This window comes from Acidimicrobiales bacterium (genome assembly GCA_035540975.1).
Classification (GTDB): domain Bacteria; phylum Actinomycetota; class Acidimicrobiia; order Acidimicrobiales.
Map to the genome: position 1 here is coordinate 26,273 of DATLFN010000008.1, position 22,832 is coordinate 49,104.

General features: G+C 73.4%; 32 protein-coding genes and 1 other RNA gene. 8 read left to right on the forward strand and 25 right to left on the reverse strand.

The features are described from left to right. Nucleotides 1-34: 34 nt before the first annotated feature. From VM242_01220 to VM242_01250, 7 genes are all read right to left on the reverse strand, one after another. Nucleotides 35-277, reverse strand: a complete 243-nt coding sequence (locus tag VM242_01220) for a hypothetical protein (protein ID HVM03767.1) — start codon at nucleotides 275-277, stop codon at nucleotides 35-37. 373 nt (nucleotides 278-650) lie between these two features. Next, nucleotides 651-1,088, reverse strand: coding sequence for a hypothetical protein (locus tag VM242_01225; protein ID HVM03768.1), 438 nt, complete (start codon nucleotides 1,086-1,088; stop codon nucleotides 651-653). A gap of 148 nt (nucleotides 1,089-1,236) precedes the next feature. After that, nucleotides 1,237-2,097, reverse strand: a complete 861-nt coding sequence (locus tag VM242_01230) for a hypothetical protein (GenBank protein ID HVM03769.1) — start codon at nucleotides 2,095-2,097, stop codon at nucleotides 1,237-1,239. Beyond that, nucleotides 2,090-3,286, reverse strand: a complete 1,197-nt coding sequence (locus VM242_01235; GenBank protein HVM03770.1) for a cation:proton antiporter — start codon at nucleotides 3,284-3,286, stop codon at nucleotides 2,090-2,092. The genes VM242_01230 and VM242_01235 overlap by 8 nt, the downstream gene beginning before the upstream one ends. Before the next feature lie 24 nt (nucleotides 3,287-3,310). Beyond that, nucleotides 3,311-3,826, reverse strand: coding sequence for a TrkA C-terminal domain-containing protein (locus VM242_01240; protein ID HVM03771.1), 516 nt, complete (start codon nucleotides 3,824-3,826; stop codon nucleotides 3,311-3,313). Then, complete coding sequence (gene secD, locus VM242_01245; protein ID HVM03772.1) at nucleotides 3,823-6,240, reverse strand: protein translocase subunit SecD; 2,418 nt, start codon at nucleotides 6,238-6,240, stop codon at nucleotides 3,823-3,825. Before secD ends, VM242_01240 begins: the two co-directional genes overlap by 4 nt. A gap of 45 nt (nucleotides 6,241-6,285) precedes the next feature. Then, nucleotides 6,286-6,627, reverse strand: coding sequence for a hypothetical protein (locus VM242_01250; GenBank protein ID HVM03773.1), 342 nt, complete (start codon nucleotides 6,625-6,627; stop codon nucleotides 6,286-6,288). Nucleotides 6,628-6,845: 218 nt separating this feature from the next. On the opposite strand from VM242_01250, the gene VM242_01255 reads away from it, so the two are divergent. Beyond that, nucleotides 6,846-7,499, forward strand: a complete 654-nt coding sequence (locus tag VM242_01255; protein HVM03774.1) for a VTT domain-containing protein — start codon at nucleotides 6,846-6,848, stop codon at nucleotides 7,497-7,499. Between the two features lie 218 nt (nucleotides 7,500-7,717). Here the strand turns inward: VM242_01255 and VM242_01260 are convergent, their stop codons facing one another. Both VM242_01260 and VM242_01265 read right to left on the reverse strand, forming a co-directional pair. After that, nucleotides 7,718-7,900 (reverse strand): hypothetical protein, encoded by a 183-nt coding sequence (locus tag VM242_01260; GenBank protein HVM03775.1) that lies wholly within the window; start codon nucleotides 7,898-7,900, stop codon nucleotides 7,718-7,720. A gap of 303 nt (nucleotides 7,901-8,203) precedes the next feature. Further along, on the reverse strand, nucleotides 8,204-8,905 hold the full coding sequence (locus VM242_01265) for a hypothetical protein (GenBank protein HVM03776.1): 702 nt from the start codon (nucleotides 8,903-8,905) through the stop codon (nucleotides 8,204-8,206). Nucleotides 8,906-9,202: 297 nt separating this feature from the next. Between VM242_01265 and VM242_01270 the strand changes: the two genes are divergently transcribed. Then, nucleotides 9,203-10,081 carry an NAD(P)-dependent oxidoreductase gene (locus VM242_01270; protein ID HVM03777.1) on the forward strand — a complete coding sequence of 293 codons (879 nt, stop codon included), beginning with the start codon at nucleotides 9,203-9,205 and terminating at the stop codon, nucleotides 10,079-10,081. A 64-nt stretch (nucleotides 10,082-10,145) separates the two neighbouring features. Here VM242_01270 and VM242_01275 read toward each other — a convergent pair whose 3' ends face one another. Further along, entirely contained in the window at nucleotides 10,146-10,397 is a 252-nt protein-coding gene (locus tag VM242_01275; GenBank protein ID HVM03778.1) for a hypothetical protein, read from the reverse strand. Between the two features lie 143 nt (nucleotides 10,398-10,540). Here VM242_01275 and VM242_01280 point away from each other — a divergent pair, with 143 nt between their 5' ends. Then, entirely contained in the window at nucleotides 10,541-11,419 is an 879-nt protein-coding gene (locus VM242_01280; protein HVM03779.1) for a DUF1206 domain-containing protein, read from the forward strand. A 56-nt stretch (nucleotides 11,420-11,475) separates the two neighbouring features. On the opposite strand, the gene rdgB is transcribed toward VM242_01280, so the two are convergent. The 7 genes from rdgB to VM242_01315 form a co-directional block, all read right to left on the reverse strand. Further along, the gene (gene rdgB / locus VM242_01285; protein HVM03780.1) at nucleotides 11,476-12,060 is read right to left on the reverse strand and encodes an RdgB/HAM1 family non-canonical purine NTP pyrophosphatase; all 585 of its coding nucleotides are present in this window, start codon (nucleotides 12,058-12,060) and stop codon (nucleotides 11,476-11,478) included. 11 nt (nucleotides 12,061-12,071) lie between these two features. Beyond that, nucleotides 12,072-12,809 carry a ribonuclease PH gene (gene rph / locus VM242_01290; protein ID HVM03781.1) on the reverse strand — a complete coding sequence of 246 codons (738 nt, stop codon included), beginning with the start codon at nucleotides 12,807-12,809 and terminating at the stop codon, nucleotides 12,072-12,074. A gap of 43 nt (nucleotides 12,810-12,852) precedes the next feature. Further along, the gene (locus VM242_01295; GenBank protein ID HVM03782.1) at nucleotides 12,853-13,584 is read right to left on the reverse strand and encodes an MBL fold metallo-hydrolase; all 732 of its coding nucleotides are present in this window, start codon (nucleotides 13,582-13,584) and stop codon (nucleotides 12,853-12,855) included. Next, nucleotides 13,569-14,372 (reverse strand): glutamate racemase, encoded by an 804-nt coding sequence (gene murI / locus VM242_01300; protein ID HVM03783.1) that lies wholly within the window; start codon nucleotides 14,370-14,372, stop codon nucleotides 13,569-13,571. The genes VM242_01295 and murI overlap by 16 nt, the downstream gene beginning before the upstream one ends. Before the next feature lie 173 nt (nucleotides 14,373-14,545). After that, a complete protein-coding gene (locus VM242_01305; protein ID HVM03784.1) occupies nucleotides 14,546-15,493 on the reverse strand; it encodes a cysteine synthase family protein in 948 nt (315 codons plus the stop codon). A 4-nt stretch (nucleotides 15,494-15,497) separates the two neighbouring features. Then, on the reverse strand, nucleotides 15,498-15,782 hold the full coding sequence (locus VM242_01310; protein HVM03785.1) for a ubiquitin-like small modifier protein 1: 285 nt from the start codon (nucleotides 15,780-15,782) through the stop codon (nucleotides 15,498-15,500). Nucleotides 15,783-15,817: 35 nt separating this feature from the next. Beyond that, a complete protein-coding gene (locus tag VM242_01315) occupies nucleotides 15,818-16,246 on the reverse strand; it encodes a M67 family metallopeptidase (protein HVM03786.1) in 429 nt (142 codons plus the stop codon). Nucleotides 16,247-16,285: 39 nt separating this feature from the next. Here VM242_01315 and smpB point away from each other — a divergent pair, with 39 nt between their 5' ends. After that, the gene (gene smpB / locus VM242_01320) at nucleotides 16,286-16,777 is read left to right on the forward strand and encodes an SsrA-binding protein SmpB (GenBank protein HVM03787.1); all 492 of its coding nucleotides are present in this window, start codon (nucleotides 16,286-16,288) and stop codon (nucleotides 16,775-16,777) included. A gap of 41 nt (nucleotides 16,778-16,818) precedes the next feature. Further along, nucleotides 16,819-17,172: a transfer-messenger RNA gene (gene ssrA / locus VM242_01325) on the forward strand. A 47-nt stretch (nucleotides 17,173-17,219) separates the two neighbouring features. Here ssrA and VM242_01330 read toward each other — a convergent pair. Continuing rightward, nucleotides 17,220-17,405, reverse strand: coding sequence for a hypothetical protein (locus VM242_01330; GenBank protein HVM03788.1), 186 nt, complete (start codon nucleotides 17,403-17,405; stop codon nucleotides 17,220-17,222). Continuing rightward, a complete protein-coding gene (locus tag VM242_01335; protein ID HVM03789.1) occupies nucleotides 17,402-17,863 on the reverse strand; it encodes an ArsI/CadI family heavy metal resistance metalloenzyme in 462 nt (153 codons plus the stop codon). Before VM242_01335 ends, VM242_01330 begins: the two co-directional genes overlap by 4 nt. 91 nt (nucleotides 17,864-17,954) lie before the next feature. Between VM242_01335 and VM242_01340 the strand changes: the two genes are divergently transcribed. Continuing rightward, complete coding sequence (locus VM242_01340; protein HVM03790.1) at nucleotides 17,955-18,278, forward strand: metalloregulator ArsR/SmtB family transcription factor; 324 nt, start codon at nucleotides 17,955-17,957, stop codon at nucleotides 18,276-18,278. Between the two features lie 7 nt (nucleotides 18,279-18,285). On the opposite strand, the gene VM242_01345 is transcribed toward VM242_01340, so the two are convergent. After that, nucleotides 18,286-19,062 carry a hypothetical protein gene (locus tag VM242_01345; GenBank protein HVM03791.1) on the reverse strand — a complete coding sequence of 259 codons (777 nt, stop codon included), beginning with the start codon at nucleotides 19,060-19,062 and terminating at the stop codon, nucleotides 18,286-18,288. On the opposite strand from VM242_01345, the gene VM242_01350 reads away from it, so the two are divergent. After that, nucleotides 19,061-19,330 (forward strand): DUF2277 domain-containing protein, encoded by a 270-nt coding sequence (locus VM242_01350; protein ID HVM03792.1) that lies wholly within the window; start codon nucleotides 19,061-19,063, stop codon nucleotides 19,328-19,330. The two genes, VM242_01345 and VM242_01350, sit on opposite strands and share 2 nt — an antisense overlap. 84 nt (nucleotides 19,331-19,414) lie before the next feature. Here the strand turns inward: VM242_01350 and VM242_01355 are convergent, their stop codons facing one another. Beyond that, the gene (locus tag VM242_01355; GenBank protein HVM03793.1) at nucleotides 19,415-20,149 is read right to left on the reverse strand and encodes a cation transporter; all 735 of its coding nucleotides are present in this window, start codon (nucleotides 20,147-20,149) and stop codon (nucleotides 19,415-19,417) included. Nucleotides 20,150-20,238: 89 nt separating this feature from the next. Between VM242_01355 and VM242_01360 the strand changes: the two genes are divergently transcribed. Next, the gene (locus VM242_01360; GenBank protein HVM03794.1) at nucleotides 20,239-20,481 is read left to right on the forward strand and encodes a ferredoxin; all 243 of its coding nucleotides are present in this window, start codon (nucleotides 20,239-20,241) and stop codon (nucleotides 20,479-20,481) included. A 6-nt stretch (nucleotides 20,482-20,487) separates the two neighbouring features. Here the strand turns inward: VM242_01360 and VM242_01365 are convergent, their stop codons facing one another. The 4 genes from VM242_01365 to VM242_01380 all read right to left on the reverse strand — a co-directional run bounded on the left by VM242_01365 (nucleotide 20,488) and on the right by VM242_01380 (nucleotide 22,802). Next, on the reverse strand, nucleotides 20,488-21,348 hold the full coding sequence (locus VM242_01365) for a hypothetical protein (GenBank protein HVM03795.1): 861 nt from the start codon (nucleotides 21,346-21,348) through the stop codon (nucleotides 20,488-20,490). A gap of 214 nt (nucleotides 21,349-21,562) precedes the next feature. Next, complete coding sequence (locus VM242_01370; GenBank protein ID HVM03796.1) at nucleotides 21,563-21,787, reverse strand: hypothetical protein; 225 nt, start codon at nucleotides 21,785-21,787, stop codon at nucleotides 21,563-21,565. An 82-nt stretch (nucleotides 21,788-21,869) separates the two neighbouring features. Continuing rightward, nucleotides 21,870-22,088 (reverse strand): DUF6458 family protein, encoded by a 219-nt coding sequence (locus VM242_01375; GenBank protein ID HVM03797.1) that lies wholly within the window; start codon nucleotides 22,086-22,088, stop codon nucleotides 21,870-21,872. Between the two features lie 87 nt (nucleotides 22,089-22,175). Further along, nucleotides 22,176-22,802, reverse strand: coding sequence for a UdgX family uracil-DNA binding protein (locus VM242_01380; protein HVM03798.1), 627 nt, complete (start codon nucleotides 22,800-22,802; stop codon nucleotides 22,176-22,178). Between the last annotated feature and the right edge of the window lie 30 nt (nucleotides 22,803-22,832).

A 22,832-nucleotide genomic window follows, 5' to 3' on the forward strand; every position in this document is an offset into this window, starting at 1 on the left:
AGCTCATCGTCGTCGAGGCCGAAGGTGCTCACGGTCACGCTGGTGCCGCCCTCGCCGGGCCAGTCACGGTTCGGCGGCCGAGCTCGTCGCGGTATAGGACCAGGTCGGTCTCGTCCACGCGCAGCCCGCTCCAGGATCCGTCGGCGCTGCCAGCTGCGAGGTGCGCCAGGCGCGGCATGGCGTCGTACTCGCGCCGAAAGACGCCCTCCAGCGCGGCGGTCCGATCGACACCACGTGCCAGCGCTTCAGCGTGCCCGACCAGCGCTTCGGCCTCCATGCCCCCCACGACCCTGCAACCATCACAATGGTTCCGAGGAAATGAGGAAGAGCCTGGCTCATGGCACACGGCCAGAAGCCGGTGCACGACTTCACCGGCGCGGGCGGTCAACCCGCCGACGGCTCGCTTCGCACACTGGCCGCTTGGCAGTCTGATGAGTCATCACGCGAACACCTTCCCGCTGGTCGCCGGCGAGCCCGTCGTGCTCTCCCTCCCAACCAACACCGTGTCCCGGCGGGGGACGTCAGGTAGCGACCCGACCAGCCACGGCTGACACTTCGAGCTTCTGGCGACCACACCACGTCCCTCGCCCCCCGCCGCGCGCCCGACCGCGACGCCGGGCGATGTGGGTCCGGCGTCTCCACACACCCGGCTACGGCGGCAAGGGGGCCCCAGCCACCTTCAACTGCTCACCGACCTCCGTCGGGACCCGAACCCGCCACCCGTCGCGTTCGAGCTGCTGGCGGGGGGCCTGCAATTCTCCGCCGTCCTCGCCCTGTGCCGAGAACCGGAAGATCCATACGTCGCCCTGGTCGACGATCTCCTCGAACGTCGAGGTGGTGCCGCGATGCGCCGTGCCCAACCGGACCCACCCCTGGCGTCGGTGGTCGGTCGCGTCGATGGAGATGTCGTAGCCGGTGGGGTTCTCCACGGTCAATCGGTCAACCAGGTGCGGGGCGTCGAGGAAGCGAGGTACCGCGACCAGCATCACAACGACCAGACCGGCGACCGCGAAGCCCGCAGTCCCCGCCCGGCGGACGCGGAATGGCGCTCCACCGGTCGGTCGCCCGGTGGTGGTGGTGCCGTTCATCGCTCCGTCGCCGTTCGCCTACCGCCAGAGAACGTTCGCCAGGCTGCGACCCCAGATGACGGCCGCCCCGGTGGCTTCACGCCGTCTCGCGAGGAGGTGCCGCTGTCTAGGATCATGAGGTTCCTTCCTGTCGCGTTCGGACGTTCCGTCACAGCACCGCGAGCACCACGACGATCACGGCGGCGCACACCGCCCACGAAACGACCGCGGTGGTCAGGGTGGGTCGTGGTTGAGGACAGCCGCACTGGCGGGCGAGGGTGAGGCGGTGCAGCCCGAGGTCGCCACGCGGAGAGCGTCGGTGGACGACCAGAGCCATGGCGTCGGCCAGAACGCGCCGCCGCGACCCGGTCAGGGAAGAGAGGGCGGCGACGACCGCGCTCTCAGGCATCAAGATCACTCCTCTAGGCGGTGGGGCGGATGCCTCCTGGCACAGCAGCCTGGGCAGCCGATCCCGCCGTCTCGCCTCGCCCCAGCCGATGGCGACCACGACCATGGTGAGGGTCAACGGCACGAGGAGCAGGTGCTGGCGGGTCGCGACGGCGGCGAGGGTCAACCCGACCGTCGCCGCGACGGCCGTCCACCGGGTGGCTGGAGCGGCAAGTGCCTCGAGTGGGGGAGGCGGGTGCGGCAGCGCCCCGTCGGCGAGGAGCTCCTTGGCCAGCTGAAGGCGTTCGACGGCGAGCCCTCGTACCCACGGATCGGCGATCGTGTCGTGAGCCCGGGTGATGCTGTGGTCGAGCACGCTGGCGTCGCCCACGGCGACGGTGGCGAGGTCGGCGGCGAGGGTGCGCTCGAGGTGGCTCGCTGGCGTCGTGCCCTGCGGGGCGTAGAGGGCCCACGCCGCCGCCCGCCGTGCCACCACCAGCTCGCCCAGGCGCTGGCACGCCACCAAGGTGATGGCGGTGGCGACCATGGCGACGACGGCCAGCCACAACCCGAGATGCCACGCCACGCCGAACGCGGCGGCGAGGGCCACGGTGACGGCGGCGCTCGGGATCGAGCTAGCCACTCGGCGCCCCGGGAACGGAGACGTTGGTCGCCGGGTGCGACTCGGCGGCGAAGAGACGGCCCGGGAGCAGGCGGGCGAGCGAGGGCGCCCGGGCGGCAAGGAGGGGTCCGAGCATGGCCAGGACCAGGACGTAGAGGGCCACGAACGGGCCGATGCGGGCGTCGAGGCCGGCGGAGGCCGCCAGCGTGGCGAGGATGAGCGAGAACTCGCCTCGCCCCAGGATCGTCAACCCGATGTTGGCCGCCGCCGCCCGCCCATAGCCCTGGAGGCGAGCCGCGATGACCCCGGCGGCCAGGTTCAACACGACGGACAGGGCCACCGCCACCGCCACCGGCCCGGCCACCTCCCAGGCGTCGCCGGGGTCGATGGTGAGACCGAAGGCGAAGAAGAAGGCTGCCGCGAAGGCGTCGCGCAGCGGGAGCACCAGCCGCTCGATGCGGTGGGCGACGGGGCTCTCGGCCAGGATGAGGCCGGCCATGAACGCGCCGATGGCATCGGAGACGCCGAGCTCCTCGGCCACGCCGGCGACGAGGACGGCGACGCCGACGAAGCAGACGGTGAGCAGCTCGTCGTCGGGGCTGTCGACGAGGCGGCCGACCATCCCCGCTCCCCAGCGGGCGACGGCGCCGAGGGAGACGAGGAACACGAAGGCGGCGCCGAACTGGAGTGCGGCGTCGGCCGCCCCCTGCGCGTCGCCCAGCACCGGCTGGAGCAGGGCCAGGTAGAAGGCGAGGAAGATGTCCTCCACCACGATGACGCCGAGGATCAGGCGGCTCTCGGGATTGGCCAGCCGGCGCAGCTCGACGAGCAGCTTGGTCACGATGGCCGACGACGAGATGCCCACGGCACCGGCGATGACCAGTGCCTCGCTGGTTCCCCAGCCGAAGGCGAGCCCGAGCAGGAACCCACCGCCGACGTTGAGCAGCAGGTAGATGGAGCCGATCCCGAGCAGCCGGCGCCCCCCCGCGACCAGGTCGTTGAGGCTGAACTCGAGGCCGAGGTGGAACAACAACAGGATCAGCCCGAGGGCAGCCAGCAGCTCCAGGTCGTGAGGGTCCTCGACCAGGGCGAGGCCGGGTGTGTTGGGGCCGAAGATGACCCCGGCGGCCATGAAGAACGGGATGGTGGGCAGCCCAACGCGCCGACCGGCCCGGGCCAGCAGGCCGGCGGCCAGGAAGGCGCCTCCCACCGCGACGAGGGTGTCGCCCACTGCTCAGCGGCGCACGACGTGGCGACGGAACCCGGGCAGGTCCTCCTGGCGGCCGATGACCACCAGGCGGTCCCCGGCGCGCAGGGTCTCCGACGGCTCGGGGGCGACGAGGGTCTCGTGGTCGCGCAGGATGGCGGCGATGGTCATCTTCGTTTCGCTGCGGACCTGGAGGTCGGCGATGGTCCTGCCCGTCCCCGGCGAGTTCTCGTCCAGGGTCACCCAGTCGATGAGCAGGCCGCCGATGACCGCCTCGATCTCCTCGACGACGGCGGGCTTGAAGTAGGCGCCGCCCAGGATGGCGCCCAGCGTGCGCGCCTGGGAGTCCGTGAGGGCCACCGCCGCCTGGGGCTGGTCGCCGCCGCGAAGGACGTAGAGGTCGCGTCGCCCGGAGTGGTGGATCACCACGGTGACGGTGCCGCCTTCGACGGTGGGCACGTCGTAGCGCTGGCCGATGCCGGGCAGCGCCACCTCGGTGACGTCCCCGGTGACGAGACGGCGGCGGGGCTCGGATGGATTCATCGTCGGCGTCCTCCTCGACGTCGGTTCTTGCGCGGTCGCGGCACCGGCTGCGGCGAGCGGACCGGGACGAGCACCCGGGCAGAGGGCGGCGACGGTGCCGGTTCGGCCTCGTCGAGCCGGTCGCCGCCCGAGGCGCTCTGCCGGGGCTTGAGGGGTGGAGCGGCGCGGGCGGGCGGGAGCGGGCCAGGTCGTTCCAGGGCGACGGCCAGCGGAGCGGCGGTGAAGATCGACGAATAGGTGCCCACCACGATCCCGATGAGCAGGGCCAGGGCGAAGTCGGTCAACGTCGCCCCGCCCAGGAGGTACAGGGCCACCAAGATGAACAAGGCGCCGAGGCCGGTGTTGATGGTCCTGGGGATGGTCTGCAGGCAGGCGTCGTTCGCCACCTCGGCCAGGGACTCGCCCGAGCGGGCCCGGCGCTGCTCGCGGATCCGGTCGAACACCACCACCGAGTCGTTGATCGAGTAGCCGATCACCGTCAACATGGCGGCGAGGAACACCCCGTCGAGCTCCTTGCCGAGCCAGGCGAACACCCCGAGCAGGATGGTGACGTCGTGGAACATGGCGGCCACAGCGGCCGTGGCGTAGGTCCAGCGGAAGCGGACGGCCAGGTAGGCGAGCTGGGCGGCGAGGGCGAGGCCCAGGGCGATGAAGGCCTTGCGGCGCAGCTCGTCGCCGATGGTCGGCCCCACGAACTCGTCACGGACCTCCTGGGCGTCCCCACCCGCACTCCGCACGGCGGCGGCGACGTCGTCCTCCTGGGCGGCGGTGACCTTGCCGGTCCGCACCGTGACGTTCCCGTCGCCGGACTCCTGCACCACGGCGCGTGGAAGCCCGGCGTCGGCCAGCTCCTGGCGCACGGCGGTGAGGTCGGCCGGGCGCTCGGTCTGGTACTCGATGAGGCGCCCGCCGGAGAACTCGAGCCCGTAGCTCAGGCCCCGGGTGGCGATGCCGGCCACTGCGACGAGGAGGACGCCGGCGGAGATGGCGAACCACAGCCGTCGGCGACCGAGCAGGTCGGGGCCGCGCTCGGCCAACCAGCTCCGGAGCCGGCCGCCCACGCGCAGGCCGAGAACCCCAGGGGCGGCGAGCACCCGCCGCCAGCGCAGGACCGCCTCGACGAGGGCGCGGGTGACGACCAGGGCCGAGAACATGGAGACGAGCACACCCACCGACAGCGTGATGCCGAAGCCCCGCACGGCACCGGAGGCGAAGAAGAACAACAGCACGGCGGCGAGCAGGGTGGTGGCGTTGGAGTCGGCGATGGCCGACCACGCCCGCCGAAAGCCCGCCACGGTGGCCGGTCGGACGCCGCGGCCGGCCTCGTGTTCGTCCTTGGCCCGCTCGAAGACCAGCACGTTGGCGTCCACCGCCATGCCGATGGCCAGGATGAACCCGGCGATGCCGGGCAGGGTGAGCGTGGCGCCGATGGCGAGGAGGGTGGCGTAGGAGAGCAGCCCGTAGACCATCAGTGCCAGCGCCGCGAGCACGCCGAGCAGGCGGTAGTAGGCGACCATGTACAGGATGGTCAAAGCGGCGCCGATGGCGGCCGCCAGCACACTGGCCCGGATGGCGGCGTCGCCCAGCGTGGGCCCGACGGTGCGCTGCTCGACGATCTCCACCGGCACCGGCAACGCGCCGGCTCGGATCAACAGCGCCAGGTCCTTGGCCTCGCCTTCGCTGAAGCTGCCGGTGATGGAGGTCTCGCCGCCGGCGATCCCCTCGCCGCACGCCACCTCCGGGCTCACCTGGGGGCTGGAGACGACCTCGCGGTCCAACACGATGGCCACCCTGCGCCGGGGGTCGCCCGCCGGCGCGCAGGCGGCCTCGCCCGTCAGCGCCGCCCACTGGCGGCCGCCGTCGCCCCGGAAGCTCACCACGACGTGCCAGGAGGCGCCGAGATCGACCGCCACCTGCGCCCGCGCGGAGCCGACCGCCTCCCCCGCCAGCGCGGGCGGACCGAGCCGCAGTTCTTCGCCGTCCTCGCTCTCGAAGATCTCGTCCTCGGGGCCTTGTGGTGGTGGTGGTGGTCCACTGCTCGGCGTTTCGGCAGGGCCGGCGTCGACCCCGAGCACCGGGCGGAACTCGAGCTGCGCCGTGCGACCGATGACCTCCACCGCCTCGTCGGGGTCGGCCACCCCGGGCAGCTCCACGATGATGCGTCGCTCGCCCGAGCGTTGCAGGGTGGGCTCGGCCACGCCGAGCGCGTCAACCCGGCGCCGCAGCACCTCCACGGTGCGCGACGCCACGTCCCCGTCCACCTCCACCCGTTCTGTGTCCTGGGCTTCCAGGACGATCTGCGTTCCACCCTCCAGGTCCAGTCCGAGACGAGGGGAGCGGGTGAACGCCAGGGCCGTCGCGCCGACCACCGCAACCAGTGCGGCGACGGCGCGCCAACGAGACGCGCTCGACATGTGGGTTCCTCCAGCTCTGCCGGCGGTAGGCCGGCGCGGATCGGATCAGGCGATCGCGAGCTGGAGGAAAGGTGGTGCCCGTCCGACCGACGGCGACCACAACGACACCCGGAGCGGCCCGGGCTGGTCGAATCGCAGCGCCCTTGGTCGGCCGAAGCGATGAAGTCCGAGAAGGGCAGCGACGATCGCGAGCAGCAAGAATCGCTGCGTCGACGTTCGCTGTGGCGCATCCCGCCGGTCGGAGCCGGTGAGCCGGGCGGTCAAGGCGTCGACGTCCCCGTCGATGGCAAAGGCCGCGTCCGCCCTGTTCTGAGGCGCCGACGAGTGAGCGCCGCCGGGGGCTCCCGCCGACGTCAGCGCAAACGTGGCGAGCGCCGTCAGCAGCAACAGAACGAGACTCCGTCGACGCTGCGGCATGTCGCCGCCAGCGTAGTCACTTGGGGGCCGTCGCTCGCTTCGGCGTAGACCCCGTAGGACGGCACTCGGAGTGGACCGGGATCGGACGCAGCGATTGCCACCGCACATGAGCGGCTACCCCGTCCGTGTGGAGTCAGCAGACGCCAGCCGGGAGGCGGGTCCGGCGAGCGCTAGCGTCCGGTGACATCGTGCCCACCAGGCGGTACTGGACCGTGCCTGCTGCCGTGATGGCGGCGATGCTTCTCACCTTTGCGGTAGTCGAGGCGCTGGGCGTGGAACCGCTGAGTGACCCGAGGCCGCTCCTCGATGCTGGAGGAGGAGTTCTCGCCGCTGGCACCGGGATCGGGCTCCTCGGGGCCGACGTCTTCCTTCCGGTGCCCTCCAGCGGGGTGATGCTGGCGCACGGCGCCCTGTTCGGCATCGTGTTCGGCGCCGCCCTGTCCCTCGTCGGATCCGTGGGTGCCTTCTCATTGGGGTTCGCCCTCGGCCGTCGGGGCGAGCGGGCCATGGCGCGCCTGGTGGCCGAGGAGGAACGCAGCCGTGCCGAGCAACTCCTGCTCCGATGGGGGGTGCTCGCCATCGTGGTGACGCGGCCGGTGCCGATCCTGGCCGAGACGACAGCCTTCATGGCGGGAGCGTCGCCCCTCGGCTGGCGCACCTCTATGGTGGCCGCCCTGGTGGGATCGCTGCCCGCTGCCGTGCTCTACGGCGTGGCCGGAGCACTGGCCGCCTCGTTCGCCACCGGGGCAGTGGTGTTCGCTGCGGTGATCCTGCTCGGGCTGGTGGTTCTCGCCCTGTCGCGCATGACAGAACGTGAGCCGTCGCCGGTGGCCCGCCCGTGACGGCGCAGGCGGGCGCCGAGCTGGTGGCCGAACGCCCACCTGCCGTGCACGGCGGCAGTCATGCGCTGTCGCCTCGACGGCTCCGAGCTGGAACTGGTGGCGTGGGGGTTGCGTAACGCCTACGGGCTCGGCTTCCTGGCCGACGGGCGCCTGGTGGCGATGGACCAGGGCGGAGACGACCACCGGCAGGCTGTGGCGCCTTGGGCCCGAGTTGCTGCTCAGTCCCGCTGCAGCGCCTTCTTGACCGCCGCCTTGGCCTGCTTCACCACGCCGATCGCCTCGCCCAGCGGTGGCAGGCCCACCCACCCTGTCAGGGGGACGACCTCGGCCTCGGGCGGCCGCTCGCCGCGGGCTTCTCCCGTGGGCCAGATCCGCCACAGCACTCCGGAGCCGAGCGGCATCTCTCCGGAGGGTGGCGGCGGACCGCCAGCCGATCAGGAAGTCGCGGCGGGACCCGCCGCCTCACCGGCCGCCGCGGCGAGCACCGCCTCGCCGCGACCTACCGGCATCTCTGGATCGCGCTCGCCTGGCGAGTTCCCCGACGGGCGGCGTTGTTCATGCGGCAAGAGTGGGCGAATATCGCCTGTTCCTGCCGCATGAACCGCCGATGGGCGCCCACGTCATCGGTCGGCCCGACGACGACCTCGACATCCTCCTCGCCACGGCGCCGAGCCCGAGCAGGCCCTCATCGGCGGCCGGCCGGGTCACGGCCGGGGGAACCCCACCACCGGGTAGGCGGCCGTCCCCGCGTTCGCCGTGCCGAAGCGGGCGTTGACGGCGTAGAGCCGGGAGCCGAAGCGGGCGATCGTGCTCGGCACGTCGAACGCCGCGTTCGCCGTCCGCCCCACCACCGTGCCCGTCGCCAGGTCACCCGAGAGGCGGACCTCGGTGGCCCGGTTCAGCCGGTTCTGGACGACGTACAGCGTCCGGCCGTGCAGCAGGATGCCGTCGCCCGCGGGGACGGCCTCGCCGGTGGCCAGCTCGATCCCCTGCGTCGCGCCCGTCTCGGCGTCGGCGGTGAACAGCCGCCCGGTGTTCGACTGCACCAGCACCAGGGTCGCGCCGTCAGGCCTGGCGTCGATGCCGTCCACGTTGAACCCGGCGACGTGGACGAGGTCGCCGTTGAGGGGGAGGACGCCGACCTCCAGCGTCTCGCGGTCGACCCGGTAGAGCACCGGGTTCACCGAGTCGGTGAAGAACGCGGCCCGGCGGGTGACCACCACGTCGTTGACGAACGTCGCCCCCGTGGTGAGGGTCAGCACCGCCACGTCCTCGCCGGTGGCGGCGTCGTACACGAACGCCTTGCCCGTGTTCCCCCCGGCGACGAACAGGAGGCCGCCGGCCTCCTCCACGCCGATGGCCGACTGCCCGGCCCGAGCGGGGACGAGCGGGGCCTCCTCGACCACGCCCGTCCGCAGGTCACCCCGGTGCTCCGCCCCGGTCGGGATGGAGCCGACGTAGAACGTCGTTCCCGCCCCGACGCGATGCCCTCGGGCTGGACTCCGGTCGGAAGGGCGATGACGTCCGGGAACGGCCGTCCCGCGCCGGGAGCGGCCCCGGCGGGGCGGCGACGAGGGTGAGCACGACGGTGGTGACCGGCGGCGAGACGGCCCATCGGTCCTCCTCGGTCGGCGGCTCCCCGTAGGTATGCCCCCGTTCCGGCCCCCGGCACGACACCCGGCGGCGGCTGCTTGACTGGCGCCATGGCGAGGCTGGGCTTCTGCGGGCTCGGGCAGATGGGCGCGCCGATGGCGGGCCGGCTGGTCGACGCCGGCCACGACGTGACCGTCTGGAACCGGACGCGGGAGCGGGCGGTACCGCTCGTCGAGCGGGGCGCGCGCCTCGCCGGCTCGCCCGCCGAGGCGGCGGAGGGCGCTGACGCGCTGTTCACCATGCTGTCGGCGCCCGGCGCCGTCGACGCCGTGCTGTTCGGCGACCACGGGGCGGCTGCGGCCATAGCCGGGGGCAGCACCGTCGTCGAGATGTCGACCATCGGGCCGGCGGCGGTCCACGCCGTCCGGTCCCGCCTGCCCGAGCCCGTGACCATGCTGGACGCTCCCGTCCTGGGCAGCGTGCCGCAGGCGGGCGACGGCTCCCTCAAGGTGTTCGTGGGCGGCGACGCCGGGTTGTTCCGGCGCTGGGAGGGCGTCCTGGCCCACCTGGGTCACCCCGTCCTGCTCGGCCCGCTCGGCGCCGGGGCGTCCATGAAGCTGGTGGCGAACTCCACCCTGGGTGCGCTGATGACGGGCCTGGCCGAGGCGCTGGCGCTGGCGGACGGGCTCGGGCTCGACCGCTCGGCGGTGCTCGACGTGCTCGCCGAGTCGCCCATCGGCGTGACCGTCCGCAGCAAGCGCGCCAACGTGGAGTCGCGCCGCTACTCGCCGCCCAACTTCAAGCTGGCCCTCGCCGTCAAGGACCTCGGGCTGGTCGCCGACGCCGCCGCCGAGAACGGCGTCGACCTCCGTGTGGGAGCCGCCGCCCGGTCGTGGATGGAGGACGCCGAGAAAGCGGGGCTGGGGGGCCTGGACTACTCGGCGGTCATCGCCCACGCCCTCGGCCAGGAGCCGCCCGTCCCCGGGTGACCGGGCGCCGTACGCGCGACGAGGGGCGCCCGGAGGCGCCCCTCGTCCGCGTCGGCCGGTGGCGTCAGTTGGCGGGCCCGAACCCCTCGCCGAGCAGGGAGTCGCCCTTCTCCGCGTCCGCCCGGGCCTCCTCGGCGGTGGCCCCGGTGCCCTGGGCACGGCGGCCCTGCTCGTTCTCGCCCATCACTACGACGGTCTCGTTGCCGGCGCCGTCGTACAGCGACATCTGGGACGGGTCGTCGGCGTCGATTCCCTGTCCCTCCGGCGCCACGTAGGCGTCGTCGCCGGGGAACTCCTTCTCGTTGGTCTGCGGCATGAGCCACCCCTTCTGCTCTCGACGTCTCGTTTCGGTACCCTGCACCTACCCGCCCCGGCGGCCGACCAACCGTTCGCCGCGTTCGGCGACAACCTGCGCGGCGGGGGTTCGAACGGGGGCCTCCCTGGGGACATGTGGCGGCGATGACCGACACCATCCGGGGGACGAGGGCCGTGGGCGACGACGCGGACGAGCGCGACGACGAGGACCTGGGCGACAAGGCCGCCGAGAGCCCGGTCGTGCAGGGACTGGGCCGCGCCGGGCTCGCAGCCCGGGGCACGCTGTACGCCATCGTGGGCGTGCTGGCCCTCCAGGTCGCCGCCGGGCGTACCACCCAGAGGCCGGACCAGCAGGGGGCCCTCACCGCCATCGCCCACCAACCCCTCGGCAAGGTGCTGCTCGTGGCCGCCGCCGTGGGCTTCGCCGGCTACGCCGTGTGGCGCCTGTCGGCGGCGTTCCTCGACACCGAGGGCGACGGGACGGGCCCCAAGGGCTGGGCGCAGCGGGCGGCGGACCTGGGCCGGGGCCTGCTGTACGCCGGCTTCTGCCTCACCGCCCTGCGCCTGGTGGCCGGCTCGAGCGGCGACGACCGCACCAAGGAGGCCGACCTCACCGCCGCTGTGCTGCGGGCGCCGCTGGGGCGGCTCGCCGTCGCCGCCATCGGCCTGGCCGTGATCGGCGCCGGCGTCTACAACGGGTACCGGGCGTCCTCCGGCAACTACCGCAAGAAGTTCGACACGGGCGACATGAGCCGGCGGGCCCGGCGGTGGCTCCCGCGTGTGGCGACGGTCGGGCTGGCGGCCCGGGCGGTGGTGTTCGGCCTGGTCGGCACCTTCCTCGTCCGGGCCGCCGTCCGCTACGACCCCAACGAGGCGGTGGGCATCGACGGTGCCCTCCAGCGCCTGGCCCACGCGCCCTACGGGCCGGCGCTCCTCGCCGTCGTCGCCGCCGGGCTGTTCACCTTCGGCCTCTTCTCGTTCCTCGAGGCCCGCTACCGGCGCCTGATGGACCGCGACGTCTGAGCGCGTTGTCCGGGGCGCTGCGCACCGCGCACCGGTGCCGGGCGTCCGCCGAGCGATCAGGTCGGCGACCGACGCGTCGCCAGGAGGGCGGCCAGGGCCCGGAAGGCCCGGCCCCGGTGGGAGACGGCGTTCTTCTCGGCGGCCGTCATCTCGGCGAACGTGCGCCCGTCGAGGCCGTCGGGCACGAAGACGGGGTCGTACCCGAACCCGGCCTCGCCGCGGGGCTCGGTGGTGATCGTGCCCTCGACGGCTCCGTCGGCGATCACCTCCCGGCCATCCGGGAAGCAGGCGACGGCGACCGTCCGGAACCGGGCCGTGCGGTCGGGGCGGTCGCCCAGGGCGGCGAGCAGGGCGGCCACGTTGTCGGCGTAGGAGGCTTCCGGGCCGGCGTAGCGGGACGAGTACACGCCCGGGGCGCCGTCGAGGGCATCCACCTCGAGGCCGGTGTCGTCGGCCACCGCCGCCTCCCCGGTGGCCTCCCGGATGGCGCGGGCCTTGAGGAGGGCGTTCTCCTCGAGGGTCTCCCCGGTCTCGTCGACCTCCCCCACCCACGGCGGCCGGGGCACCAGCTCGAAGCCCTCGAGCACGGCGGCGATCTCGGCCGCCTTGTCGCGGTTGGCGGAGGCCAGGACCAGCCGCACGCCCGGCTCGCTCAGCGGCGGGGGGGCGGCTCGGCCAGGACGGCGGCTTGGGCGTCGAGGATCTCGGCGATGCCGTGCTCGGCCAGCCCGAGCAGGTCGTCCAGCTCGGTCCGCGTGAACGGGAGGCCCTCCGCCGTCCCCTGGACCTCGACGAACCGTCCCGACGACGTCATCACCACGTTCATGTCGACCTCCGCCCGCACGTCCTCCGAGTAGTCGAGGTCGAGCATGGCCACCGCGTCGACGACGCCGACGGAGATCGCCGCGCACCCCTCCTTGATGGCGAAGGGGCGGGCCGGCGAGGCCTGCGCCCGGCGGGTGAGCGCGTCGTGGAGGGCGACGTAGGCACCGCAGATGGAGGCCGTTCGGGTCCCGCCGTCGGCCTGGAGGACGTCGCAGTCGAGCACGACCGAGATCTCCCCCATGCCCGCCAGGTCGGTGACGGCCCGCAGGCTGCGGCCTATGAGGCGCTGGATCTCCTGGGTGCGGCCCGACTGTCGGCCCTTGACCGCCTCCCGGCTGACCCGCTCGGCCGTCGACCCGGGGAGCAGCGAGTACTCGGCGGTCACCCACCCCTTGCCGGTGCCCTTCATCCAGCGCGGCACCTGCTCGTCCACCGAGGCGGTGCACAGGACGCGGGTGCGTCCCATGCTCACCAGCACCGAGCCGGCCGCGAAGTCGGTGTAGTCGCGCTGGAAGCTCAGCGGGCGCAGGTCGTCTGGCTTGCGCCCGTAGCTCCGCTCCGTCACCGGGGCACCGCTGCGTCGGGACGGCGCCCCGGTGCCGCGCCGGTCATACCTCGTACGTCTCGTGCATACGGGCCAGGTCCACCGGCCCACCGTACGCGCCCTCGGCCTCGGCCCGGACCGCCTGGGGGTCGATCACCGGCCAGAGGTGGGTGAGGACGAGGCGCCGGGCGCCCGCCGCCCGGGCGAGCGCGCCCGCCTGGCGCCCGCTGAGGTGCCCGGCCGTGCCCTCGCGGTCGGCCAGGTACGTCGCCTCGCAGAGGGCCACGTCGACCCCGTCGCCGAACGCGCCGGCCATGGACCACGCCGGACCGGTGTCGGCCGTGTACGCCATCGAGCGGCCCTCCCCGTCGACGCGCACGGCCAGCGTCTCGGGCGGGTGGTCGGTGCGGGAGAAGCGCAGGGACAGCCCGCCCACCTCCACGGCGTCTCCGTCGGCGACGGTCCGCCAGTCGAACGCCGGCTCGGGCTCGGCCGACAGGCGCGCCCGCACCCCGGAGGGGGCGTACACGGGGACCCCGGTGCGGTCGATGACGTAGGCGCACGCCACCCGGTAGCCCTCGATGTCGCTCATGTGGTCGGGGTGCTCGTGGGTGAGGACCACGCCGTCCACGGCGTCGAGAGCGACGTGGCGCTGGAGGTTGGCCAGGGTGCCGGAGCCGGCGTCCAGCCACACGGCGACGCCCCCGCCCCGCACCAGGTAGCCGCTGGCTGCGCCGCCGGGGCCCGGGTAGCTGCCCGAGCACCCGAGGACGGTGAAGGTCAGCCCCACGCCCACGCCTCCGCCTCGGCCAGCTCGGGACCGAGCAGGCGGGACCCGAGGCGCTTGAACTCGTCCACGTCGCCCGAGGACACGAAGCGGTGCGTCCCCTTGCCGCCGCTGCGGCGCACCAGTCCGGTGTCGTCCAGGATGGTCCGCACCTCGAACGCCGTCTCCTCGGCCGACGACACGAGCACCACCTCCCGGCCCATCACGTCGCCGATGGTGCGGGCCAGGAACGGGTAGTGCGTGCAGCCCAGCAGCACGGTGTCCACGCCGGCCTCCCGCAGCGGCGCCAGCAGCCGCTCGGCCAGAACGTGCACCTGCTCGCTGTCGGTCTCGCCCCTCTCCACGAACTCCACGAAGCCCGGGCAGGCACAGCAGTGCAGCTCGACGCCGGTCCGGTGGGCGACGTTGGCCCGCTGATAGGCGCCCGAGCCGATGGTCCCGACCGTGCCGATCACGCCCACCCGCCGGTTACGCGTCACCGCGACCGCGGCACGCAGGCCGGGGTCGATCACGCCCACGATCGGCACGTCGTGCTCGAAGCGCAGGAGGTCGAGGGCGGCCGCCGCCGCCGTGTTGCACGCGGCCACGACCATCTTCACGTCGTGGCGCTCGACCAGCAGGGCCGTCACCTGGCGGGCGTACTCCCGCACGTCGTCCAGGGGCTTGGGCCCGTACGGGTAGCGGCCCGTGTCGCCGAAGTAGACGACGTCCTCCTCGGGCAGCAGGTCGATCAGGGCGCGGGCCACGGTGAGGCCGCCGAAGCCGCTGTCGAAGATCCCGATCGGCCGATCGTCCACCGCCCACACTCTGCCCCACGTGACGCCAGCCACGGCGCCGGGCGGGGATGTGGCCCCGCCTCGGCGAGGAGGCCGGGGTTGGGGCGTCGGGCGCCAGCCACGGCGCCGGGCGGGGATGGGGACCCCGCCTCGGCGAGGAGGCCGGGGTTGGGGCCCCGGCCGGGGAAGACAACTCAGAAGTAGACGGTTCGCCTGGCCCGCTCGGTGACGACGTCGAGGTCGTCGGTCCAGGCGCCGGTGGAGAGGTACTTCCAGCCGCCGTCGGGGACGATGGCGACGATCACCGCGTCGTCCATCTGGGACGCGCAGCGGCTGGCGCCGGCCAGGACGGCGCCCGACGAGATGCCCGCGAACACGCCGACGTCGATCAGGCGGCGCACCTCCTCCAGGGACTCGCGGGGCCGCACGATCATCTTGCGGTCCAGGAGGTCGGCGCCGCCGTTGGCCTCGAAGATGGGCGGGACGAAGCCCTCGTCGAAGTTCTTGAGCCCGTCCACCATCTCGCCCGCCGGGGGCTCCACCGCCCACACCTGCACGTCGGGGTTGCGCTCCTTGAGGAACCGCCCGACGCCGACGAGCGTGCCGCTGGTGCCGAGGCCGGCGACCAGGTGCGTCACCTCGGGGCAGTCCCGCCAGATCTCGGGGCCGGTGCCCTCGTAGTGGGCCCGGGGGTTGGCCTCGTTGCCGTACTGGAACGGGAACCACCACTCGGGGTGCTCCGCGGCCAGCTCCTGGGCCCGGCGCATGGCGCCGTTGGAGCCCTCCGTCCCGGGTGTCGTGACGATCTCGGCGCCCCAGATCCCCAGTAGCTGCTTGCGCTCCTCCGACACGTTCTCCGGGAGCACGATCTTGAGCCGGTAGCCCTTCACCCTGGCCACCAGGGCCAGCCCGATCCCGGTGTTGCCCGACGACGACTCGACGATCGTCTGCCCGGGCGTCAGCCGCCCCTCCTTCTCGGCCTGCTGGACCATGAACAGCGCCACCCGGTCCTTCACCGAGCCGGCCGGGTTCTGGCCTTCCAGCTTCACGAGGATGCGCGAGCGCGGGTTGGCGCTCAGCTGCGACACGTCGACCAGCGGCGTGTTGCCGATCAGGTCGAGGACGCTGGCGTAGACGGCCACCCGGCTAGCCGCCCGCCCCCCCGGCCACGGCGGGCAGGATCGAGATCACGTCGTCGTCGGAGACCTCGGTCTCCAGCTTCTCCAGGTACCGGACGTCGTCGTCGTTGCGGTAGACGTTCACGAACCTGTGGAGCGTCCCGTCGTCGGTGACGACCTGGCCGGCCAGGCCCGGGAACTGGCGGACCAGGTCCTCGAACACCTCGTTGAGCGTGGAACCGTTGGCCCTGACCGAGGCCTGACCACCGGCGTGCTGGCGCAGGATGGTGGGCAGGCGCACTTCGACCGGCACGGGGCCTCCCTTGAAAGAAACGTTGACCGGGACGGTCAGGATTCTACCGGCGGGGCCACCGCTCCACCGACGGTGACCGGCTCCTCGTCGACCTTCCCGTCGACGATCCGGAACGAGCGCACGACGGGATCGGCGTACTTCAGGGAGACGAGCACGTAGTGCCACCCGGGATCGGGCGCCTGGGCGATGTCCGTGGGCGACGGGTAGGCGTCGGTGTGGGTGTGCGAGTGGAACACGCCGATCAGCTCCAGGCCCCGCGCCTCGGCGTCCCGGTCGGCCTTCAGGTGCTGGAGGGGGTCGACGGTGTAGAGCCGGGCCGACGCCTCCACGTTGCGCGTCGGGTAGCAGACCGTGGCCTCGGCCGGGTCGGGGGTGCCTCCGAGCAGCCCGCAGCCCTCCTCGGGGAGGGCGGCGAGGCAGTGGTCGACCATCTGGCGGCGGACGTGGGCGGAGAGGCGCAGCATCGAAGGGCGGCGCAGGCTACCCGGTAGCCTCGACCGGCCATGGCCGCCAAGCAGTCGAAATCGCCGAAGGGCCCGCGCCCGGTCGCCCAGAACCGCAAGGCGCGCCACGACTACGACGTCCTTTCGACGTTCGAGTGCGGCATCGCCCTCCAGGGCAGCGAGGTGAAGTCGATCCGCGACGGCAAGGTCCAGCTCCGGGACGCCTTCGCCCGCGTCCAGGACGGCGAGGTGTGGCTGCACGGGGTCCACGTGTCGCCCTACGCCATGGCCACCGGCTTCGGCGCCCACGACCCCGAACGGGTGCGCAAGCTGCTCCTCCACCGGCGGGAGATCGACGAGCTGCGGGAGCGCACCCAGCAGGAGTCGCTCACCCTCGTCCCCCTGGCGATCTACTTCAAGGACGGCCGGGCCAAGGTCGAGCTCGCCCTGGCCCGGGGCCGCAAGACCTACGACAAGCGCCACGCCATCGCCGCCCGGGACGCCGCCCGCGAAGCCGACCGGGCCGTCGCCCCGAGGCGGCGGGTGGATTAAGCGGCCTTCCCGGGGCGTTAGAATGGGACGCGCCACATCAAGGGGGTGACTGGCCTCGACTTCGGTCGTCGATGCAGGAGAAGCGAGCCGTGGTCTCCGGAGCCACGTTAAAGAGCCGGAACCAACAACAAATGCCGAAGCTAAGAACTTCGCAATCGCTGCCTAGACCGTAGCGACGTCGGCCCGGTCCCAGCCCTGCGGACCGGATACCGGCGCCATCCAGTAGGGCTCACCCGGCAGCTGCGTCAGCGGGCCGCCGGGGACATCTCAGCTGACTGGGGCCCTTCGCCGAGTGCCGGTGACGACGGGGGGCCCGAGATCCTCCACCGGCTGCGCTCGGAGAAGCCCTGCTGAGAAGCTGAAGGACGCGGGTTCGATTCCCGCCACCTCCACCCCGCCGCCCCCGGACCGAGCGTCCGGGGGCGGTTTCGCGGGCCGGACCTCAACAGGCGGCGCAGGCCGGCGCCGCCGGCCGGGTTCGCACCGAGCGGGCCAGGGCGACGATAGTGGCGAGAGCGGCGACCGCCCCCCGCCGGCGGGGCGAGCGGGCCGGGTGTCGGGACGAACGGGCCACCAGCGCCGAGCGGTGGTCCCGGGCGAGGTCGGCGGTGAAGGGCGACGGGATCATGAGCAGCACACCTCCCCGGTGGTCGCGGTCGAGCTGCCGCAGCAGGCGCCCGCACCGCACGACGTCGACTCGGCCGGCCGGCCGTCGGGCGTCTCGGCGTCGGCCAGCACCGTGTACACCTCCCACGGCGTGGCGTCCGGGCCGTCGACCCACACCTTGTCCTGCACGGCGTAGCAACAGGTGACGTCCTCCTCGGTGGCGGTGGCCAGGCCCTGGCCGGCCAGGCGGGCCCCGGCGGCGGTGACCTCGCCGGCAGAGGCGACCTCGACCCCGAGGTGGTTCAGGGTGCCCGCCGCCGCCGGGTTCTCGATGAGGACCAGCTTGAGAGGCGGCTCGGCGATTGCGAAGTTGGCGTAGCCGGGCCGCCGCTTGGCCGGCTCGGCGGCGAACAGCTTCGAGTAGAAGGCGACCGCCTCGTCGACGTCGGACACGTTGAGGGCGAGCTGGACTCGGGACATCGGGCCTCCCCGGGAGCGTTGCATCGACGACTGTCGATGTGTCTCCACCATCGCGCATCCATCGATGGCTGTCAATGTGTATCCTGGCGGCATGGAGCTGAGGGTCATCGAAGCGTGCTGCAGCCCGATCGGCGATGCCGTCCTCGCCGCCTCGGAGGCCGAGGAGCTGGCCTCCGCCTTCAAGGTGCTCGCCGACCCGGTCCGGCTCCGCCTGCTGTCGATCATCGCCAACTGCGACGAGGCGTGCGCCTGCGACCTCACCGGGCCGGTGGGGCGCAGCCAGCCCACCATCAGCCACCACCTCGCCGTCCTCACCGACGCCGGCCTGGTCAGCCGGGAGAAGCGGGGCAGGTGGGCGTACTACCGGGTGGTCCCCGAGCGCCTGGCCGTCCTGCGCGCCGCCCTGGGCGGCTGAGCACGACTCACGCCGGCTCCAGCCGCTCCAGCTCCAGGCGGCGGACCACCCGGTAGCGCTGGCCGCCGGCGCCGCCGTCCACCGTGGTGGCCCGGTGGCTGCGCACGACCAGCATGTGCTCGGGCGAGAACCACGACCGGCCCTCCGTTACCGACGTCGCCGTGGTGGCCGTCCCGTCGGCCCGGTTGGTGGACGTCACCGTCGTCCGCACCCACGCGTGTAGCACGTACGCCCGCACCCGCCGGCCGGCGACCTCCACGGTCGCCGCGTCGGCCACCTCGGTGCGGGCCTCCACCGTCGTGACCCGACGGAACCCGGCCACGTCGGGGACCGTCGCGGTGCTGCGGGCCGTCCACGTCGTCCCCACCCCGAGCGGCGCCGGGTAGGTGCGCAGCGGCGGGTCCCACGACTGCGACACCCCGCCCGCCGACTCGCGGAGGCGGTGGGCGCCGTCGTGGCGGAACGCCGTCTCCCACTCCGCCGCGCCGCCCGCCCGGGTGATCTGGTGCTTCACCCCGCCGACCTCGAACCACGGCTCGACGCTGAAGGTCTCCGAGGTGTCGACGGTGCGGCCCGTTCGGCTGTCCCGCTCGCTGCCCACCATCCGGTAGGTGCCGTCCTGGGCGGGGCGGAGGGCGTGGAGCCGGTCGGGCAGCAGGGGGTCCCCGTCGGGGCCTCGCGCCGCCACGACGGCGAGCACGCCGCCGACCAGCACCACCTGGACGGCCGCCCGCGACCGGCCCCGCCACCGTCGCGCCGAGCCGTGTGCCAACGTGGACGCCATGTGCCGGAGCATCGTGACACTGCGGGGCGAGGACGAGGCGACCGACGCCGAGGTCCGCGCCGCCGCCCTCCAGTTCGTGCGCAAGGTCAGCGGCCACCGCACGCCGTCGCGGGCCAACCAGGAGGCGTTCGACCGGGCCGTGGCGGAGGTGGCGGCCGCCACCCGCCGCCTGCTGGACGACCTGGTGGCTCCCCCCGGCGCCCGCCCGCCAGCCATGGCCCGCAGCCGCGTCGTCGCCCGCCAGAAGTCGGCCGGGGGCGGCGGCTAGCCGCCAACCTGTCGCCGGAACGACCCGGATCCGGGTCGTTTCCGTGACAGGTTCGGGGCTGGGCGCCGCCTCGCCCCGCCTCCCTCACGCGCAGCAGGTGTCCTCGAGCGACTCCGCCCGCCACGTGGTGACCGCCTCCCTGGCGGCGACGGCGGCGATGGCGAGCCCCGCCAACGGGTCGGCCCACCACCAGTCGAACAGGGCGTTGGCGCCCAAGCCGACGACCAGCACGCCCGACAGCAGGGCGCACAGGTTCGTCTGGGTGGCGTCGGCCTCCACCGCCCGCGAGCCGAGGGCAGGCGCCAGCCGCCTCTTGGCCCGGGCCAGCCACGGCATCACGAGCAGCGACAGGACCGCCATCGCCAGCCCGGGGACACTCGCCTCGGGGCGGCCCGTCGTGACCAGCTCACGCACCGACTCCACGGCGACGTAGACGGCCAGCAGGCCGAAGCTGACGCCGATCGCCCGGGTCGCCCGGCGGTCGCTCTCCTGCATGCACGCGCCGGCGCCCTCCCGCCGCAGGTGCAGGGCGAGGATCACGGCGGCGGACACCTCGATGGCCGAGTCGAGGCCGAACCCGACCAGGCTCACCGACCCGGCGGCGACGCCGGCGGTGACGGCGACCACTCCCTCGACGGCGTTCCACCCGATGGTCGCGACGTTCAGCCGGCGGGCCCGTCGCACCGCCTCCGCCCGGCTGCCGGCCAGGGCGGCCGCCTGCTCGCCGGCGCCGGGCGGGACGGGGTCGTGCGCGTGCCCCGACCGGTCGGGAGCGCCTGCGGCCCCGGTCGACCCGGCGGGCGCCGGCGTCGTCCTCACCCCTCGATCGTACCGGTGGCGAGGCGTCCTCCGGCCCGGCCGGCCCGCCCCGTCGGTGCGGGACCGCCGCGCCTGACAGGATGGGAGCCGTGGCGCTGAGCGTGTGGATCGACCAGGACCTGTGCACGGGCGACGGCCTGTGCGTCGACCACTGCCCCGAGGTGTTCGTGCTCCTCGAGGACGGCATCGCCTACGTGCGGGAGGGTGAGCACGTCTTCAACGACCCCGGCATGTCGGACGGCCTGGCCGCCGTCCCCGGCGGCCGCGAGCGCGACGTCGTGCACGCCGCCGAGGACTGCCCCGGGGAGTGCATCTTCATCGAGAGCGGCTGAGCGGGCTCAGCGCTCGGGCGCCTCGACCTCCAGGGGCCCGTCGAGGCGCTCGAGCGACAGGGTGAGCTCGAGCCGGGGTGACGCGTAGGCGCCCAGCGCCTCCCGGAGGTCGTCGGGGACCCGGCCGGCGAAGTCGACGACCACCCGGAGCGAGCGGGGGAGATCGTCGGTGCCGAGCTCGGCGACCAGCTCGCTCGACTCGACCAGGCGCTGGAGTCGTTCGGCCGCTTCGTCGTCGAGTGGCTCGCCGCGTCCGCCACCGCCCGCCTGCTCGCCGATTCGGGCCAGGTCCGACAGGAGGTCGGCCACGTCCACCGTCCCCCGGACCACGCGCACCCCGCCGTCGCGCTCCTCCACCTCGGGTGCGCGGGCCCACCCGGCGATGCCGAGGTCGGCGATGCCGCCGTCGCCGTCCCCCAGGCGGAGGCGGGCGGCCTCCTCGGGCGGCACCTCGATGGTCTTCCCGTCGGCCACCACGAACGCCACCTCGCCCGTCGACACCACCCGGGTCTCGGACGTCCGGTCGCCCAGCAGGCGGGTGTACCGCAGGTCCAGCACCGGCATCGCCCCGTCGCCGATGGCGAAGGGGCCCTCCATGCGGAACCCGACCGGGCCCGCCTTCTCGCCCTCCCCGGCCGACGTCGACAGCTGGAGGGTAAGGCGCCCGGCGCCGAGCCGCGCCATCGCCTCCTCGGCGTCGGCCAGGGGGCCGCCCTCGTCGCCCGCCTCGCTGGCCTCCCGCCAGGCGTTCGTCCTGGCCGCCCAGCAGTCGAACGGGGGCTGGAACTTCGCCGGCGACCCCCCGCACGCGCCGGCGACGCCGGCGAGCAGCGCCCCTGCGACGGCGACGACCAGCAGCCGCCCCACCTACCCGGACCCGGTGGTCGTGGTCGTGGCGCCGGCGGTCGTGGTGGTCGACGGCGGCTTCGGTCGTCGTCGGGGTCGTCGTGTTCGAGGTCGAGGCAAGATCAGCGGCACGTTCCGCAGCGAGGGCAGCGCGACGGCCTTCGCAACCATCCGCACCCGATTCAGACCGCCGCGCTCAATGTCCACAACCGACTGAACGCCCTCCACCAGCTCTTCACCACTGGGCCGTCGTTACCCCCCAAGGTTCGCCGGCGGGACCTGACGGGGTTACCCGATCGACTCGTCGTTTGATGGCAATGGCTTCGTTGATCGGCATCGCAAAGTTGTCGATGCCGGTCCCGATCCCCACCTTGACGGTGGGCATCGCTTCACGGTCGGGAAGTGCTTCGCCCTCTTGTGCCTCCAGCTCGGCGCCGGTCAGCTGCTCATGGTCGGTCACGGCCCAGCGGGGGACCGGCCCGGACGCGTCGATGCCGCCCGGAAGGGCGGCATCGACGCTGGTGAAAAGGTATTTCGTGGTATCAGACGATCTCGCGGTCGCGGACGACCACCTCGTCGCGGCCACGGCTGTAGGGGCTGAAGCTGCTCCAGAACAGCAGGGACGCCAGCAGCCCGATGGCGCCGACGATCATGAGGATGACGCCGACCGTGTCCAGGTTCACGCCCTCGGTCGTGACGTCGATGGCGAACGAAAGGATTGCACCGACTGCGATGAGGAAAACGCTGACACCGATACCCATAACTTCTGGCCTCCTTGTGAGGTCTTGATCGCCCCCGGGATCTCCCGGTATGCTGAGTTGTTGCCCACCGGATCGGCGCGGCAAACCCTAACGGGCAGGCGCCAGGGCGGCGGCCACCACCCTCAGGTCGGCCACGAAGGCGGCCAGCTCGTCCCGGCGGCTGGTGTCGTCGGCGGCGCGCAGGATCGAGGACGGATGGACCGTGGCGAGCGCCAGCGGCTCCCGCTCCCACTCCACGAACTGGCCGCGGGACCGGGTCACCCGGAACGAGCGCCCGAGCAGCGCCTGGGCGGCCGTCGCCCCGAGGCAGACCACCACCCGGGGGTCGACCAGCTCGATCTCGCGGTCCAGCCACGGCCGGCAGGCGGCGATCTCCGCCGCGGTCGGCTTCTGGTGGATCCGCCGCTTGCCGGCGGGCCGCCACTTGAAGTGCTTCACCACGTTCGTCACGTACGCGTCCGACCGGTCGATCCCGGCGTCCGCCAGGGCACGGTCGAGCAGCGCCCCCGCCGGGCCCACGAACGGCTCCCCGGCCACGTCCTCCCGGTCGCCCGGTTGCTCCCCCACCAGCATCACCACAGCCGAGCCGGGCCCCTGGCCGAACACCGTCTGCGTCCCACGCTCGTGGAGGGGGCAGGCGGTGCACGACGCGGCGATGCCACGAAGCGAGTCGAGCGACGCATCCGCCGGGATGAGATCGGCAGCCGTCCCCACGACGTAGGTCCTACCCAGACGGGGCGAGCG